Annotated in this window: 12 protein-coding genes; 8 read left to right on the forward strand and 4 right to left on the reverse strand. The window is 67.5% G+C overall.

All coding sequences use genetic code 11. The annotated features are described in order from the left end of the window. Window positions 1–33: 33 nt before the first annotated feature. The gene (gene deoD / locus AB0L70_RS20210) at window positions 34–747 is read left to right on the forward strand and encodes a purine-nucleoside phosphorylase (RefSeq protein WP_363686161.1); all 714 of its coding nucleotides are present in this window, start codon (window positions 34–36) and stop codon (window positions 745–747) included. Between the two features lie 26 nt (window positions 748–773). Further along, on the forward strand, window positions 774–1,340 hold the full coding sequence (locus AB0L70_RS20215; RefSeq protein ID WP_363686163.1) for a hypothetical protein: 567 nt from the start codon (window positions 774–776) through the stop codon (window positions 1,338–1,340). On the opposite strand, the gene AB0L70_RS20220 is transcribed toward AB0L70_RS20215, so the two are convergent. After that, window positions 1,341–1,994: a TetR/AcrR family transcriptional regulator gene (locus AB0L70_RS20220; RefSeq protein ID WP_363686165.1), complete on the reverse strand. Its 654-nt coding sequence runs from the start codon at window positions 1,992–1,994 to the stop codon at window positions 1,341–1,343. Between the two features lie 175 nt (window positions 1,995–2,169). On the opposite strand from AB0L70_RS20220, the gene AB0L70_RS20225 reads away from it, so the two are divergent. The 3 genes from AB0L70_RS20225 to AB0L70_RS20235 are packed head-to-tail and all read left to right on the forward strand — an operon-like array spanning window position 2,170 to window position 5,678. Beyond that, window positions 2,170–2,976, forward strand: coding sequence for an SDR family oxidoreductase (locus tag AB0L70_RS20225; RefSeq protein ID WP_363686167.1), 807 nt, complete (start codon window positions 2,170–2,172; stop codon window positions 2,974–2,976). Window positions 2,977–2,983: 7 nt separating this feature from the next. After that, entirely contained in the window at window positions 2,984–4,108 is a 1,125-nt protein-coding gene (locus AB0L70_RS20230) for a DUF5938 domain-containing protein (protein WP_363686169.1), read from the forward strand. Between the two features lie 10 nt (window positions 4,109–4,118). Continuing rightward, window positions 4,119–5,678, forward strand: a complete 1,560-nt coding sequence (locus AB0L70_RS20235) for a long-chain fatty acid--CoA ligase (protein WP_363686171.1) — start codon at window positions 4,119–4,121, stop codon at window positions 5,676–5,678. On the opposite strand, the gene AB0L70_RS20240 is transcribed toward AB0L70_RS20235, so the two are convergent. Further along, window positions 5,664–6,347, reverse strand: a complete 684-nt coding sequence (locus AB0L70_RS20240; protein ID WP_363686173.1) for a GPP34 family phosphoprotein — start codon at window positions 6,345–6,347, stop codon at window positions 5,664–5,666. The genes AB0L70_RS20235 and AB0L70_RS20240 overlap by 15 nt on opposite strands. A gap of 170 nt (window positions 6,348–6,517) precedes the next feature. Here AB0L70_RS20240 and AB0L70_RS20245 point away from each other — a divergent pair, with 170 nt between their 5' ends. From AB0L70_RS20245 to AB0L70_RS20255, 3 genes are read left to right on the forward strand one after another with little or no spacing between them, the layout of a single operon-like run. Continuing rightward, complete coding sequence (locus AB0L70_RS20245; RefSeq protein ID WP_363686175.1) at window positions 6,518–7,105, forward strand: GNAT family N-acetyltransferase; 588 nt, start codon at window positions 6,518–6,520, stop codon at window positions 7,103–7,105. Further along, on the forward strand, window positions 7,106–8,815 hold the full coding sequence (locus tag AB0L70_RS20250) for an IucA/IucC family siderophore biosynthesis protein (RefSeq protein ID WP_363686177.1): 1,710 nt from the start codon (window positions 7,106–7,108) through the stop codon (window positions 8,813–8,815). 51 nt (window positions 8,816–8,866) lie between these two features. Beyond that, a complete protein-coding gene (locus AB0L70_RS20255; protein ID WP_363686179.1) occupies window positions 8,867–9,415 on the forward strand; it encodes a Uma2 family endonuclease in 549 nt (182 codons plus the stop codon). Between the two features lie 44 nt (window positions 9,416–9,459). Here AB0L70_RS20255 and AB0L70_RS20260 read toward each other — a convergent pair whose 3' ends face one another. Both AB0L70_RS20260 and AB0L70_RS20265 read right to left on the reverse strand, forming a co-directional pair. Further along, the gene (locus tag AB0L70_RS20260) at window positions 9,460–12,690 is read right to left on the reverse strand and encodes an ATP-dependent DNA helicase (protein ID WP_363686181.1); all 3,231 of its coding nucleotides are present in this window, start codon (window positions 12,688–12,690) and stop codon (window positions 9,460–9,462) included. Next, the gene (locus tag AB0L70_RS20265) at window positions 12,690–15,872 is read right to left on the reverse strand and encodes an ATP-dependent DNA helicase (RefSeq protein ID WP_363686415.1); all 3,183 of its coding nucleotides are present in this window, start codon (window positions 15,870–15,872) and stop codon (window positions 12,690–12,692) included. The genes AB0L70_RS20260 and AB0L70_RS20265 overlap by 1 nt, the downstream gene beginning before the upstream one ends. Window positions 15,873–15,890: the final 18 nt, after the last annotated feature.

Consider the following 15,890-nt stretch of genomic DNA (forward strand, 5'->3'; position numbering starts at 1 on the left):
CAACATATCCCGGCCGCGTGAGAGCATCCCCGCATGAGTATTCACATCGCCGCCGAGAAGGGGCAGATCGCACCGCGGGTGCTGTTCCCCGGCGATCCACTGCGGGCCAAGTGGATCGCGGAGACCTACCTGTCCGACGTGATCTGCTACACCGAGATCCGGAACATGTTCGGATTCACCGGCACCTACAAGGGTGAGCGGATCTCCGTGCAGGGCTCGGGCATGGGCCAGCCGTCCGCCTCGATCTACGCGAACGAGCTGTTCGCGGAGTACGACGTACAGACCCTGATCCGGGTCGGGACGTGCGGCGCGCTGACCGAGGCGGTCCGGGTCCGCGACGTGATCGTGGCGATGTCCGCGAGTACCGACTCGCAGATGAACCGGCTGCGCTTCCACGGCCTCGACTACGCGCCGACCGCGGACTACCAGCTGCTCCGCGCGGCGGTGGACGCGGCCGAGGCGGCCAACCTGAACGTGCACGTCGGCCAGGTGTTCTCCGGCGACCTGTTCTACAACGACCGGGCCGACCTGGTCGCCCGGACCGCGGAGTACGGCGTCCTGGGCATCGAGATGGAGGCCTCGGCGCTCTACACGCTGGCGGCGAAGTTCGGCCGCCGGGCGCTCGGCATCATGACGGTGTCCGATCACCTCATCACCAAGGAAGAGACGACCGCGGAGGAGCGTCAGACGACGTTCTCCGAGATGATCACGATCGCCCTGGACGCGGCGATCGAGGTGCCGGTCTGAAGCGTCGCACGGGCACAGTCACCGCCTTGACTCTGCTCGCCCTTCTCCTGACCGCCTGCTCGTCCGGCTCCGAGGACAAGGCCGACGACAAGGGCGGTGACAAGGGCGGTGACCAGCCCTCGGCCACCAGCTCCAGTCCCGGTACGACCACCGGTGCCGGGACGACGACCAGTGCGGCGTCGACACCGATGCCGACGATCAACGCGACGCAGGTGGTGGCCGCCTTCACCGGTGCCGGCTACAAGTGCACTCCGGACGTCGCCTACGTGACGTGTACGACGGGTGGTACGTCGATCGGCGTACTCAGTGGGCAACACCCCCGACCACCGGTGCTGTCGCTGCACGCCGCCGGACCGGAGGACACGTCGTCGGCCGAGATCGCCAAGGTGTTGCCGCAGGTGCTGGAGCTGGCCCACATCAACCAGGGTTCGGAGATCACCACCTGGTTCGGTCAGCAGAAGTCCCAGGCGACGGCTCAGCTCACCGTCGGCGACTGGCTGGTCGAGTACTCGGCCGAGGTCGACACCGAAGAGCCCGGCACGAACCTGACCTTGACCGACAAGCTCTGCAAGACGAACTGCCAGGCCGAGTAGCTAGGCGACGAGTTTGGGCAGGACCTGCTGGATCCGGCCGGTCAGCAGGTCCGCCACCGTCTCCGGATTCGCCGCGTAGCCGACCACGGCCTGCTCGAACAGGCCGTCCAGGAGTGCGTACGCCGTCGGTGCGTCGACCGACGGCGTCGTCCCGGTCAGATCGGCGTACCGGGTCAGGATGCGCCAGATCATCTGCTCCAGCAGGAGATCGATCGCGGCGACGTCCGGCCGCAGCTGGTCCTCGAACATGCTCTGGGCGCGCAGGTCGTACCAGAGCTTGTGCATCGGGGTCTCTTCGACCAGCGTCTGGGTCATCTTGCCCAGGAACCCGACGGCCAGCTCGTCGGCGGAGGTCGCGGTCTCGACGACCTCGTCGTACCGCTGTGCGCACTTGGTCTTGTAGTAGCGCACGCAGTAGCTGATCAGGTCGATCTTGTCGCGGAAGTAGTAGTGCACGACGCCGTGGGTGAACTCGGAGTTGTTCGCGATCTCCCGCAGGCTGGTCCGCGCGTACCCGAGCTCGCCGAGCGTCTTCAGCGCGGACTCGGCCAGCGCGATCCGGCGGCGCTCGATCTTGTCGATCCCGGACACCCGTGCCGATCCCCGGACCGGCCGCTCCGGCGTCTCCGTTGCGGGCACATTCGCTGAGGTCACGGGTCATCACCCCACTCCGGGTCGGCGGTTGGTTCGCGTCAGCGTACCTCGCCGCGGGCCAGGCGCTCCCGCGGCGAGGAGATTTCTTGACAAGTGTCAAGCAAAGTCTTGACGCCTGTCAAAGACCTGGCCAGAGTGTGAATCAATCCCGGCGTCCCGAGCAAAGGAGCTTCACATGGGCGGACTCGATCTCTCCGGCCGCAAGGCCCTCGTCACCGGCGGAGCCCAGGGGCTCGGCGAAGGGATGGCGAAGGCACTCGCGGCAGCCGGCGCCAAGGTCGTGATCAGCGACCTGCAGAAGGATCTCGGCGAAGCGGTCGCCGACGCACTGGACACCGAGTTCGGCGCGGGCAACGGCTTCGTCGCCCACGACATCACCGACGAGGGCGACTGGGAGAACGCGGTCGTCGCGGCCAACGACATCATGGGTGGCCTGGACATCCTGGTGAACAACGCCGGAATCGAGATCACCAGCCTGCTCACCGAAGTGACCGCCGCCGACATCCGCAAGATGCTCGAGGTCAATGTGCTCGGCACCACGCTCGGGATCAAGTACGGCCTCCGCACGATGCGTCCGGAGGGACTGGCCGGCCAGGGCGGGGCGATCATCAACGTCGCCTCGGTCGCCGCGACCATCGCGTTCCCCGGTATCGCGGTCTACTCCGCGACCAAGTCCGCGGTCGACCGCCTCACCCGCGTCGCCGCAATGGAGTCCGGCAAGCTCGGGTACGGCGTACGCGTCAACTGCCTGTACCCCGGTCTGGTCCCGACGCCGATGGGCGCCGGTCTGGCCAACGACGTCGCGCAACTCGGGCTGTTCGAGTCCCCCGAGGCAGCGGTCGCGGCCGTGGTCGAGCTGACCCCGGCCGGCCGGCTCGGCGAAGTCTCCGACATGGCCGACGCGGTCGTCTTCCTCGCTTCGAACGAGGCACGTTTCATCAACGGCATCGGGCTGCCGGTCGACGGCGGAATGGGGATGTGATCGCCGCATGAGCAGCAAACCCGTTGTTGTGTACGGCGCCTCCGGCTACACCGGCCGGCTGATCTGTGAGTACCTGCGCCACTACCACGTCCCGTTCGTGGCCGCCGGTCGCGACGACGCCAAGCTCAAGGCGTCACTCGACTCTCATGTCCCGGGGATCGAGACCGCCGACTACGAGATCGCGTCGGTCGAGCACGACGTGGCCGCGTTGACCGAGCTGTTCAAAGGCGCGTCCGTCGTACTCAACACGGTCGGCCCGTTCAGTGAGCTCGGTCCTGCCGCTGTCGAAGCAGCACTCGCGGCCGGTGCGCACTACACCGACACCACCGGCGAGCAGGACTGGCTGATCACCTGCGACGAGACGTACGGCGCGCGCTTCGCCGAGGCCGGCCTGCTGCTGGCCCCTGGCATCGCGCAGATGTACACCACCGGAGAGATCGCCGCACAGCTCTGCCTGGAGCAGCCCGGCCTGGACACCCTGGACATCGCGGTGTTCTGGGGCGGCAGTCCGACCATCGCCTCGACTCGCACGATTCTGGTGAACGCTGCGACGTCGAAGGCCCATTTCCTCGAGCGGAACGAGTACGTCGAGTTCCCGGAGCAGGGCCTGGTTCCGCTGGTCGTCCCCGGACAGCACGAGCTGGCGTTGTCACTCCCCTGGGGCGGCACGTCCCACCCGGTCTGGTTCAAGCGCGATCCTCGCGTGGCCAACTGCAAGGCACAGGGTGGCGTGTTCAACGCAGCGTTGATGCACGGCGTACCGCAGATCGTGGCGGCCGCACTGGAAGCCACGAAGGACATGCAGCCCGACGAGCGCAACGAGGCCCTCACCGCGACCGCACGTCAGGTGATGGACACGATGCCGCCGCGAGAGAACCCGCGCGTGAACAAGTCCCTGGACTCCGTCCACGCCTCCGGACCGCTCGGCCGGGCGCACTGTGTCATCCACGGCAACAGCAACTACCAGCAGACCGGTCTGCTCCAGGCGTATGCGGCGTACTCACTGCTGCAGACACCGCCGAAGCGCGTCGGCTTCGCCAGTGGCTGCCAGGCGTTCGGTCACCGTGAGCTGCTCGGCGTACTGCGCAGCTTCGGTCTGGTGTCCGAGCCACAGCTGACCGTTCTGCACTGAGGGAGTAACAGTGCGACTGGTCGACTACCTCGACAAGGGTGCCTCGCTGGGACCGGACGCGGCCTGCCTGACCACGGACGGCAAGACCCTCTCGTACGCCGAGGTGCAGCAACTGTCCTACGAGATCGCGGCCGGCCTGACGGCATCCGGCGTACGCCCGGGTGGGAAGGTCGCGATCTTGTCGGCGAACGATCCGATCGCGTTCAGTTGCGTGTTCGGGATCAGCCGGGCCGGGGCGGTCTGGTGCCCGATCAACCCGCGCAACGAGGCGGCCGAGAACCGGGAGCTGCTCGACCAGTTCGACTGTGAAGTACTGATCTACCAGTCGGCGTTCGCGCCACTGGTGAACCGGATCCGGGATGCGCTACCGAAGGTCCACACCTTCGTCTGCCTGGATCCGGAGGCCGGCCCAGCCCCCCACCCCAAGGGCCGGACCGTCGGCTGGGACGCGTTCTGCGGGGGCGTGTCCCAGCCGGCTCCTGACCTGACCGATCCGGACGACCTGGCGATGATCGTCGGGACCGGTGGGACCACCGGCCGGCCGAAGGGTGTGATGCTGGGCAACGCCAACCTGGAAACGATGACGGCGCTGACCCTGATGGGTTACCCGTTCGGCGAGCGGCCGGTGTACCTGGCACTCGCGCCGCTGACCCACGCGGCCGGGGTGCTGTGCTTCCCCGTGCTCGCGTCCGGCGGCGAGATCGTGATCATGCGGACTCCCGACGTACACGCCTTCCTGGAACTGATTCCGCGGCACGGCGTGACGCACACGTTCCTGCCGCCGACGCTGATCTACATGGTGCTCGCGGCGCCGGAGCTCGACGCGACGGATCTCTCGTCGCTGCGGTGCTTCTGGTACGGCGCGGCGCCGATGTCGGTGTCACGACTGGAGGAGGCGCTGGAGCGGATCGGGCCGGTGATGGCGCAACTGTTCGGGCAGACCGAGGCGCCGATGATGATCTCGATCCTGCCACCGTCGGAGCATTTCGATGCCTCCGGCAACATCGCGCGGCCCCGGCTGGCCTCGGCCGGCCGGCCGTCGCCGCTGGTCACGACCGCGATCATGGCCGCGGACGGGTCCCTGCTCCCACGGGGGGAGAAGGGCGAGATCGTGGTCCGCGGGTCGCTGGTGATGAAGGGGTACTACCGCAATCCCGAGGCCACTGCGGCGGCTTCGGCGTACGGGTGGCACCACACCGGCGACATCGGCTACCTGGACGACGAGAACTATCTGTACATCGTCGACCGGGCCAAGGACATGATCATCACCGGCGGCTTCAACGTGTACTCGACCGAGGTCGAGCAGGCGTTGATGGCCCACCCGGCCGTCCAGGACTGCGCGGTCATCGGCCGTCCGGACGACAAGTGGGGTGAGCGGGTGGTGGCCGTCGTCCAACTGCAGGCGGGAAGTGCGGTCGAGGCGGCCGAACTGATTGCCTTCGCCAAGGAACGGATCGGCAGCGTCAAGGCGCCGAAGGAGGTCCTGCTCTGGCAGGACCTCCCCCGCTCCAAGGTCGGCAAGGTGCTCAAGCCGGAGATTAAATCCCGGCTGGCCTCAGCTACTGCCTGACGCCGCGGCGCTCGACGACGCGACCACGATCGCCGCGGTCACGGCGGCCTGCATCTCGGTCACGGCCTTCTTCACCGCTTCGGCGGCCCAGTCCGAGTCCGCGATCTCCTTCGCCCGCTTCTTCAGCGCGCGCTTGTCCACCGCGTCGGTGACGACCTTCGGTACGACGTTCAGCGCGCTCAGCAGCGCGATCAACGCACCGGTCCGCTGGTCCGGCGTCGTACCGACCTTCAGCACGCTCTCCAACTGGGAACGCACCTCTAGTTCGTGCCGGGCGTCCTTGGCCGGCCAGCGCTTGACCGGGAACAGCCCGAGCACCTTGCCCTGGTCCTGCTCGAGCACGCCGCGCTCAGCCAGCCGCACGAGCACCTCGTCGCGCAGCTTCTTGGACATGGCGCCGATCTGGTCCTTGGGACGCTTGCCCGGCTTGTTCACGACATAGGCGAGCCGCTGGTCCAGGATGGCGTCACCGGTCGGGCTGGGGTCGAGCACCTTGAGCCGGCCCGCCTTGACGACGTCACCTTGCTCGGCGATATCGAGCTTCCCGAGCAGGGTGAGTTCGATCAGCACCGCACCCGCGAGCGAGTAGTCCAGCCCGGGCGACCCGGTGATCGGCTTCCCGGTCTCATCGTCGTACAGCAGCAACAAGAGATCCTCGGCAATCAACATGCCTCCAACCTAGGCAGGCCGATCGTCGGGATGCATCCGCCGCGCGGACTACCCGCCGGCTCCGACTTTCGTCGCGTGTCCGTCGGCTGACCCGGATTCGATGCGGGGGCGAGGGTCTAGTAAGGTAAGCCTTAGCTAAGCAGGTTCGCCCACCTCGAAAGCAGACCGCCATGACCAGAGCACTGCCCGAGCCGTCGTACCGGCGTTTCTTCGCCGGGGTCGGCACCCTCAGCCTCCGGCCGTTCGACCTGACCGAGGACGTGACCACGCTGCACGGCTGGGTCACCCAGCCTTATGCGCGCTACTGGGGACTGCTGACCGCGTCCGTCCAGGACGTGCACGCGGAGTACCTCCGGATCGAGCAATCCGGCCACCACCGCGCCTTTCTCGGCGAGCACGACGGCCGGCCCGCGTTCCTGATGGAGCGCTACGAACCGACGTACGACGCAATTGGTGCGGCGTACGACGTGGCTGCGGGTGACATCGGCATGCACGTGCTGGTCGGACCGCCGGCCGCACCGGTCTCCGGGTTCACCGGTGCTGTCTTCGAGACGATCATGGACAGCCTGTTCAGCGACCCGCTCGTCGACCGGGTCGTGGTCGAGCCGGACGTCCGCAATACCAAGATCCATGCTCTGAACGAGCGGATGGGGTTCCGCAAGCACAGCATCGTGGACCTGCCGGACAAGCAGGCCTGGCTGAGTTTCTGCACCCGCGACCAGTACACCGACGCGACCCGGATGAATGAGGCAGGCTGAATGACCGACCATCTGAACCCGTCCGTCTGGGCCGTCGTCAACCAGGCGCTGGTCCGCAAGGCACTGTCCGAGTTCGCGCACGAGCGGATCCTCGAACCGGTTGCCACTGACAACGGTTATACGGTCGGGCGCTACCACTTCACCGCGCGGCGTTATCCCCTGAACCATTGGGACATCGACGCCGAGTCGCTGGGTGAGGTCGACGCGCTGGACTTCATCACCGAGTTCCACGAGCAGCTCGGCATCGGCGCCGAGATGCTGCCGGTGTACCTCGAGGAGATCAGCAGCACACTGGCGAGTGCGGCGTACAAGCTGTCGAAGCCTGACCTGACCGCGGCCGATCTGGTCACTGCGGACTTCCAGACGATCGAGGCCGCGATGACGGAGGGCCATCCGTGTTTCGTCGCGAACAACGGGCGGTTGGGGTTCGGGGTCAGTGACTATCTCGCGTTCGCACCGGAGACCGGCGCCGGGGTGCGGTTGACGTGGATCGCCGTACGGAAGTCGCACGCGACGGTCGCTTGTAGTACGACGACGTCCTATCAGCAGTTGGTGCAGGGCGAGCTCGGAGCTGCCGTGCTGGCTGAGTTCGCGGATCGGATTGTCGCCGCGGGCTCTTCGCCGGAGGACTACGTCTACCTGCCGGTGCATCCGTGGCAGTGGGAGAACAAGACGTCGATCACGTTCGCGGCGGATATCGCGCAGCGGCACATCATCCATCTCGGGTCCGGTGCGGACGAGTACCAGCCGCAGCAGTCGATCCGGACGTTCTTCAACCGGTCGCAGCCCTCGAAGCATTACGTGAAGACCGCGCTGTCGGTGCTGAACATGGGGTTCATGCGTGGGCTGTCGCCGACGTACATGGCCGCGACGCCGGCGATCAACGACTGGGTCTACGGACTGGTCGAGAACGACCTTGTTCTGAAGCGGTATGGGTTCTCGGTACTGCGGGAGATCGCGGCGGCGGGGTACCACAACCGGTACTACGAGAACGCTACCGAGAAGACTTCGCCGTACCGGAAGATGTTGTCGGCGCTGTGGCGGGAGAGCCCGGTGCCGACGCTGGAGCCGGGCGAGCGGTTGGCCACGATGGCGAGCCTGCTGCACGTCGATCGGCACGGTGCCTCGTTGGCGGCGGCTCTCATCCGTGAGTCCGGCCTGGAGCCGGCCGTGTGGTTGCGCGCGTACCTGGACGCGTACCTGATCCCGTTGCTGCACAGCTTCTACGCCTACGAGCTGGTCTTCATGCCGCATGGCGAAAACCTGATCCTGGTACTGCGTGACGCGGTGCCGACTCGCGTGATCATGAAGGACATAGCGGAGGAGATCGCGGTCCTGGACCCGTCGACCTCGATGCCGGCCGAGGCTGAGCGGGTCCGTGCCGAGGTCCCGGACGACGAGAAGCTGCTGTCGATCTTCACCGACGTCTTCGACTGCATCTTCCGGTTCCTCTCGCCGCTGCTGGACCGGGAGAGGCTGCTGACGCCGGCGGAGTTCTGGTCGGTGGCTGCCGAGTCGGTGCGTGACTACCAGGCGGCGACGCCGGAGCTTGCCGAGGCGTTCGCGAAGTACGACATCTTCGCGCCGACGTTCGCGTTGTCGTGCTTGAACCGGCTTCAGCTGCGGAACAACCAGCAGATGGTCGACCTCACCGACGTCGCCGGCTCCCTTCAGTTCGTCGGCACCTTGGACAATCCGCTGGTGACATAGCCCTGTGGATAACTTCAGCGGCGGCTCCGCGACATCGGTCAAGCTGTTGGGGTGTTCAGCAAACAGGGCCTCGACACCGGGCGACCGGGAGCCGCGTCGCCAGAACCACCTGTCCCGCGGGACGGTCGCCGGTACGAGGTCGTGGACGGACGCCTGCTGGTCACCGGCGCCCAGCCACCCGCCCACCACGCGGCCGTCGTCGGCCTGATGATCGCGTTGAAGAACGCCTGCCCGCCCGAGCTCTTGGTATCGGTCGGCTCAGTGGACTTCCGCCCAACCCTCGGCGTCTCCCTCCGCCCCGACCTCTTGGTCTGCCACCGCTCCGACGCCGGCCCTCACCTCCTGACCACTCCACCCCTCCTGACCGTCGAAGTCCTCTCCCCCTCCACCCGAACCACCGACATAGTCCTCAAACGCACCCTCTACGAGCGCCACGGCATCCAGTCCTACTGGCTCCTGGACCCGACGGTCCAAGAACTAACCGTCCTGGACCTGACGCCAACCGGCTACACCTGCCAAGCCGTGGTGCAATCCGAAGAAACATTCCACGCCACAACCCCGTTCCCCATCGCCCTGACCCCGGCCACCCTCACCCCCTAACGGGCGACCTTCCCGGTTCGGGTTCTGCCGGCGGAGCTTGTTGGTCAGCCGTTCAAGAGGTTGATGAGTTCTGGTTTGGTGGGGAGGTTTTCGGGGCGGATGATGTCTTGGGTGCGGACGTAGTAGAAGGCTGCGGTGACCTGGTCGAGGGGGATGTTCATGAGCTCGGACCAGGCGACTCGGTAGATGGCCAGCTGGAGCGGGTCGGCGGATTCGGTGCGGGTGGTCTTCCAGTCGATCACCTCGTAACCGCGGGAGCCGTCCTCGCGGACCACCTGGTAGACGGCGTCGATGCGGCCACGGATGACCCGGCCCCCGATCGCCAGGGCGAAGGGGGCCTCGATCTCGTACGGCGTGGTTTCGCCGAACGGGCCGGTCCGGAAGGCCTCCATCAGATCGGTGAGATCCCTGTCGTCGACGATGTCCTCATCGGCGGCACCGGGCAGATCGTCGGGGTCGAGCAGGAGTTGTTGACCGAAGTAGCTCTCGACCCACGCGTGGAAGCGGGTGCCGAATCGCGCCGCCCGGTTGGGTTTGCGCGGCATCGGGCGGGCCAGATCGGAGGCGAGACCGTCCGGGTCCTTCGCCATCCGCATCACCTGGGTCGCGGAGAGCGCGGCCGGCAGCTCGACGTCGTACGCCTTCCGGCTCCGGCTTTCCCTTGCCTCGGACAACAATCGCTCGAGCTCGGAATCCCATCGCGCGACCGTCGCCTGCTCATCCAGCAGCAGCGACTCCTCTGCGTCGATCGACGGGCCTTCGGCGCGCGCCTGCTGGACCAGTGCCGCCGCATCCAGGCGCCGCTGGTACGACGCCACGTCGTACGGCGCCGGCCACGCAGCCTGCGTCTGCTCAGCGAGCTCGGGATTCTCCGCGGACAACTCCGGCTGCTCGGCCCACGAAACGACCCGCTCACCCGCGTGCTGCTTCAACCTCGAGAGGTACGACGACGGCCCGCGCGGACGCTTCTGCGTCGGACCCCACCAATGCCCGGTCGCGACAAGGATCTCCTTCGCGCGGGTGAATGCGACGTACCCGAGCCGCCGCTCCTCCAGCGCGTTCACGTCCTTGCACTCGTCCGCGAACGCCTTCAGCCCAGCGTTGGAGAGGTCGTGGAAATCGGGCAGCGTGTCCGCGTCACCTCGCAGCGGCCACGGCAGCACCTTCGCGTTCGTGGTCCATTTGTCCCGGCCGCGATCGGACGGAAAGACCTTCGACACCAGCGTTGGTACGAACACGATCGGCCACTCCAGGCCCTTCGACCGGTGCGTGGTGAGCAGCTTCACCGAGTCCGCTTCGCTCGGTACGGCGAGGTCGAGGCCGGCGGCGTACTCCTCCTCGGCGGCCAGGTACGCCAGCAACCCGTCAAGCGAACCGTCCGACTCGGTCGACACGAAGTTGCCGACGGCATCCAAAAACGCGGCCAGGTGATCGCGGCGGCCGGAGTCGACGTGGTCGGGGGTCGCGGTGAGCTCGACGTCCAGGCCGATCGTGGTGATCACGCGCCGGACCAGGTCGAGCAGCGGCTCGCTCGCGTGGGTCCGGAGCTCACGCAACTCCCCCGACAGCTCCTTGAACCGGTCCAGCGCCTCTACCGAGTAACCCCAGCCATCTGGACCAGGATCATCGACTGCCTCGGCCAGGGCGATGACCTCGGTCGAGTCCATCCCGGCGACCGCCGCATCGAGAGCGGCGACGAGATCATCGGCAGCCGGTTGGTCACCGGAGTGCGCGAGAGCTCGAGCCCGGTTGGCCAGCAGAGCAAGGTCCCGGTGGCCGATCCGGTAGCGCGGACCGGTGAGGATCCGCAGCATCGCCGCGTTCGCGGTGAGGTCGTTGACCGCTTGCAGGGTCGCGACCACGTCGACGACCTCCGGCAGCGCGAGCAGTCCACCGAGGCCGACCACCTCGACCGGAACCTTGCGCGTGATCAGCGCTTCGTGGACCGCGCTGAGGTCGACGTTCGTGCGCATCAGGATGCCGATGTCCTTCCACCGGCGGTTCGGCGTGCGGTGCGCGGCGACGATCGCGTCGGCGACCCACTCGATCTCCTGCGTACGCGTCTCGAACAGCCCGACGGTGATCGCACCTTCCGGCGCATCGGCGGGGGCCTCGAGCGGGATCACGCCAGGGTGCTGCTCGTAGAGCTCGGTCGCGTGCTGGTTGGCGGCAGCGAGGATCCGGCTACCGGAGCGACGGTTGACGCTCAGCACATACCGCTGGGCCGGCGTGCCGTCGACCTGCGGGAAGTGCTCAGGGAACTCGTCAAGGTTCGCGACCGACGCGCCACGCCAGCCATAGATGGCCTGGCACGGGTCACCGACCGCCGTGACCGGGTGACCGCGACCATCCCCACCCGCAAACAACGCGGTCAGCATCCGCCGCTGCGAAACCGACGTGTCCTGATACTCGTCGAGCAGCACGACCTTGTACCGCGACCGCTCGACGGTCGCGACTTCCGGGCATTCCTCCGCCAGCCGCGCCCCCAGCGCCATCTGATCGGCGAAGTCGACCACACCCCGCTCGCCCTTGTACGCCTGGTACTCCTCGACGAGCTGCAGGATCTCGCCACGCTTCAACGCGGTCTCGGCCAGCTTGCGCACCTCGACCGTCTGCTTACGAGCCGCCGCGACCTCCTGCCGCACGGCCTCGTCATGCTCGCGTACGTCGTCCGCCCGCAACAGATGGTCCGCGAGCTCACCGTCCAGCGAGAGCAGGCTGTTGACGAGCGTCGGCACGTGATGCGACGCGAACCGGATCGGCCCGGCAGATCGTCGTACGACGCGACCCGCGAGCTGGTACCTGGTTGCGTCAGCGAGGACACGTGCGTCCGGCTCGAGCCCCAGACGCAGCCCGTGCTCGGCGATCAACGTGCCGGCGAACGCGTGGTACGTCGAGACGACGGGCTCGCCCGGCTCCTCCGGCTCCCAGTTCGGGATGTTGCTGCGCAGGTGCGCCGCAAGAATCGGGTGCTGGTCCTTCGGCAGCGTCGACCCGAGCACGCCGGCCTTGGTCAGGTCGTCGCGGATCCGCACGTCCAGCTCGTTCGCCGCCTTCTTCGTGAAGGTCAGCCCGAGCACCTCCTCCGGCAGGACCTGCCCGGTGCAGATCAACCACACCACCCGGGCCGCCATCGCGGTCGTCTTCCCCGACCCTGCCCCGGCCACGATCACGCCCGGCGCCAACGGTGCGGTGATCGCTGCCAACTGCTGGTCGCTGAACGGGATGCCCAGCAGATCGCACAACTCAGCTGTGGAATTGAGATGAGCGCGCATCAGAGGAGTTCCCGGCCTTCGGGCTGGATCGGGCAGAGTGCTCTGGCTTCGCATCGGGCGCAGCCGTCGTTGCGCTGGGCGGTGAACTCCTCGGAACGAACCATCGACTCGGCCTCCTCGACCGCCTCATCCAGCCAGGTCTTGCCGTCCTCGCCGGGCTCGAGCGGGCCCTGATGCTGAACCTTGGGGAAGCCGGAGTCGTCGTGCCGAAGCTGAACCAGCTCGGCGCCACCGGCGACCGGGTCCTCGCCGACCGCCCGCACCTGGCGGGACGCGATCGCACGCTGGTAGATCGCCAGCTGGACGTGCCGCGCGACCGCCGGCTTGGTCGGCATCGAACGCCCCGTCTTCAGGTCGACCACGCGGATCGTCCCCTCCGGATCCTGCTCCACCCGGTCCATCCGACCCTTGACCCGGACCGCGGGCTTCTCGGTGTCGGGCAGCAGCACGTCGAACTCCACCTCGGTCCCGACCAGCGTCCGATCCGGCCGCCCCTGGTGCCAGGCGACGAACCGGCGCAACGCCTGCTCGGCCTCGACGCGCTCCCGGTCCGAGATCCACGCGGACTCGAACTCGAGTTGAGTCCACACCTTGTCGAGCCAGCCGTTCAGCTCGTCGACCGACGGCGGCAGCGCCCCGGTCGCGACCGCATCCGCCAGTGTGTGCAGCACCATGCCGAACCCGATCGCCGAGTTGCTCGGCGTCTCTCCACCGGCCCGCCGGGTCAGGAACCATCGCAGCGGACAGTCCACGATCGTCGTCAGCGCACTCCCCGACAGCGGCACCGGCAGCTCCGGATTCGCGATCGGCCGCTCCGACTTGGTCCGCTCGCGCACTCCCCACCAGCGCTCAGGATTCGCCGTCGGCACCAGGTTGTAATCCCGCTCGTCGACGGCATCGGCCAGCAACGCCAGCCGGTCAGCAGCCGAACGCTTCAACGCAGGCGACGATGCAGGATCGGACAGCACACAGCGCAGATCGGCGACCAGGCCGTGCAGCGACAACGGTCGCCGCGGCCGTCCGGCGACCAGTTTCAAAGGAATGTCGAGCTCTGCAAGGAATCTGGACGGCTGGTCGCCGTCGGCTTCGGGCGCCTGGACCGCCGTCACGATCAACCGTTCTCGAGCCCGGGTGATCGCGACGTAGAACAACCGTCTCTCCTCGGCCAGCAACGCACCGGCCGACAACGGATCGATCAGCCCGTCCGGGCCGAGCCGATCCGGCTCGAGCAACGACCCGCGTCGCCGCAGGTCCGGCCACTGCGCTTCCTGCACGCTCGCGACGACGACCAGCCGCCATTGCAGACCCTTCGACCGGTGCGCTGTCATCAGCTGCACGCCAGCCTCACGATAGGTCCCGTCGAACCGGTTGTCGGCCGCGATGTCCAACGACTCGAGCTCACTCAGGAACGCGGACACACCCTTGAACCCGACCTGCTCCTCGGCCCGGCTCGCCGCGTCGAACAACGCACACAAGGAATCCAGGTCCCGGTTCGCCGCCCGGGCCGGCTCGCCACCCGAATGCGCCTGACCGCGCAACCGCCGCAACCACGGCGAATCCGCCCACAGCGACCACATCACCTCGTCTGGCGCCGCCCCGGCCGTCACGATATTCCTTGCCTTGAGCAACCTCTCGCCCAGTGCCGCGAACCGCGCCTCGGCCGGCGACGCCTCCTCGTCGAGCAGCAGTGGGTTCACCAATGCCTCGCGCAGCAGCTCGTCCGACGACCGCGGCAGCCGCTGCCCACCGGCCGCCTCCCGATCCCTTCGTCGCAACACCCGCGCCAGCCGCCGCAACTGCCCCGCATCCATCGCACCCAACGGCGACAACGCCAACGCCCGTACGACCTCAACCGTCAACGTCGCCGGATCCGCAACGGCCCGCAACGCCAACAACATCGGACGTACGGCGGGCTCACGGGACAACGGGAGCTCGTCACCGGCGATGTCGACGGGGATGCCCGCGGCCGCGAGTGCTCGACGCAACGGCGGGATCGATCGACTGCCGGACCGGACCAGGACCGCCATCTCGTTCCAGCCGACGCCGTCCTGGACGTGAGCTCGACGCAGGAGGTCCGCAATGTGCTCGAGCTCCGCGCCGCTGGTCGAGTACAGATTCGCTTCGACCTTGCCGTGGCCGTAGACGCAGTCGCTGGCGTCTGGGTTGCGGAAGCGGTCGAACGTGTCTCGGTCCAAAGTGCCTGGTACGCCGAGCCGGTTGACGACATTACGGGAAACGCGCTGGAGCGTCGTACCGAAACGGCGGGTCGTGGCCAGGGCGATCTGGGCTGCTTCGGCGCCCTCCGCCGTACGGAACTCGTCGGTGAAGCGGAGCAGACCACGAACGTCGGCGCCGCGGAACGTGTAGATCGACTGGTCCGGATCGCCCACCACGACGAGGTCGCGGCCGTCGCCGGCGATCGCCTGGAGCAGTTGGGTCTGACCGGGGTCGGTGTCCTGGTACTCGTCGACGAAGACGGCCTTGAACTCGGCTCGCAGTTTGGCCTGGACCTGTGGTTGCTGGGCCAGAATCACCGCGCGGTGGATGAGCTCGGAGTAGTCCAGCACCTGCTCGGCGTCGAGGACCTGCAGGTACTCCTCGAAGAAGTCGCCGACCGCTACCCACTCGGCCCGCTCCGCCGAGCGGCCGATCTCGGACAGGTCTTCCGGGTCGAGCCCGAGCTGCCGCGCCTTGCCGATCACGGCTTGGACCTCGTCGGTGAACCCGCGCGTCTTGAGGGCCGGATGCAGACTGCCCGGCCAGTGCACGGCGCCGACCTCACGGCTGCCGGACAGGGCTTCGCTCAATCGCAGCGACTGCTCCGGGCCGGAGGGCAGGCGCAGTGGTACGTCGAAGGCGTCGGCCGGGGTGAACCGTCGGAGCAGTGCGTAGCAGAACGAGTGGAAGGTCATCGACGGCATCACTCGGGTGGTGCGTCCGAGCCTGCCGGTGATGCGGTCGCGCAGCTCGGTCGCTGCCTTGCGGCCGAACGTCAGGACGAGCACGTCGTCGGGGCTCAGGCCGCGATTCCGGACTCGGTCGACGACTGCTTCTACCAAGGTGGTCGTCTTGCCGGTGCCTGGTCCGGCGAGGACGAGCAGCGGTCCGCCGGGGTGATCGACGACTGCTTGCTGATCCGCGTCCAGGACCGGCGCTTGCGCGCTTCGTCCCGCAGCTCGCACCAAGCGATACCGGGATCC

This window comes from Kribbella sp. NPDC051952 (assembly GCF_040680855.1).
GTDB lineage: Bacteria > Actinomycetota > Actinomycetes > Propionibacteriales > Kribbellaceae > Kribbella.

Bases quoted from the DNA above. Each gene is read 5' to 3' on its own strand.
- deoD (WP_363686161.1), top strand. From the start codon at position 34: ATGAGTATTCACATCGCCGCCGAGAAGGGGCAGATCGCACCGCGGGTG.
- AB0L70_RS20225 (WP_363686167.1), top strand. From the start codon at position 2,170: ATGGGCGGACTCGATCTCTCCGGCCGCAAGGCCCTCGTCACCGGCGGA.
- AB0L70_RS20245 (WP_363686175.1), top strand. From the start codon at position 6,518: ATGACCAGAGCACTGCCCGAGCCGTCGTACCGGCGTTTCTTCGCCGGG.
- AB0L70_RS20240 (WP_363686173.1), bottom strand. From the start codon at position 6,347: ATGTTGATTGCCGAGGATCTCTTGTTGCTGCTGTACGACGATGAGACC.
- AB0L70_RS20260 (WP_363686181.1), bottom strand. From the start codon at position 12,690: ATGCGCGCTCATCTCAATTCCACAGCTGAGTTGTGCGATCTGCTGGGC.
- AB0L70_RS20230 (WP_363686169.1), top strand. From the start codon at position 2,984: ATGAGCAGCAAACCCGTTGTTGTGTACGGCGCCTCCGGCTACACCGGC.
- AB0L70_RS20250 (WP_363686177.1), top strand. From the start codon at position 7,106: ATGACCGACCATCTGAACCCGTCCGTCTGGGCCGTCGTCAACCAGGCG.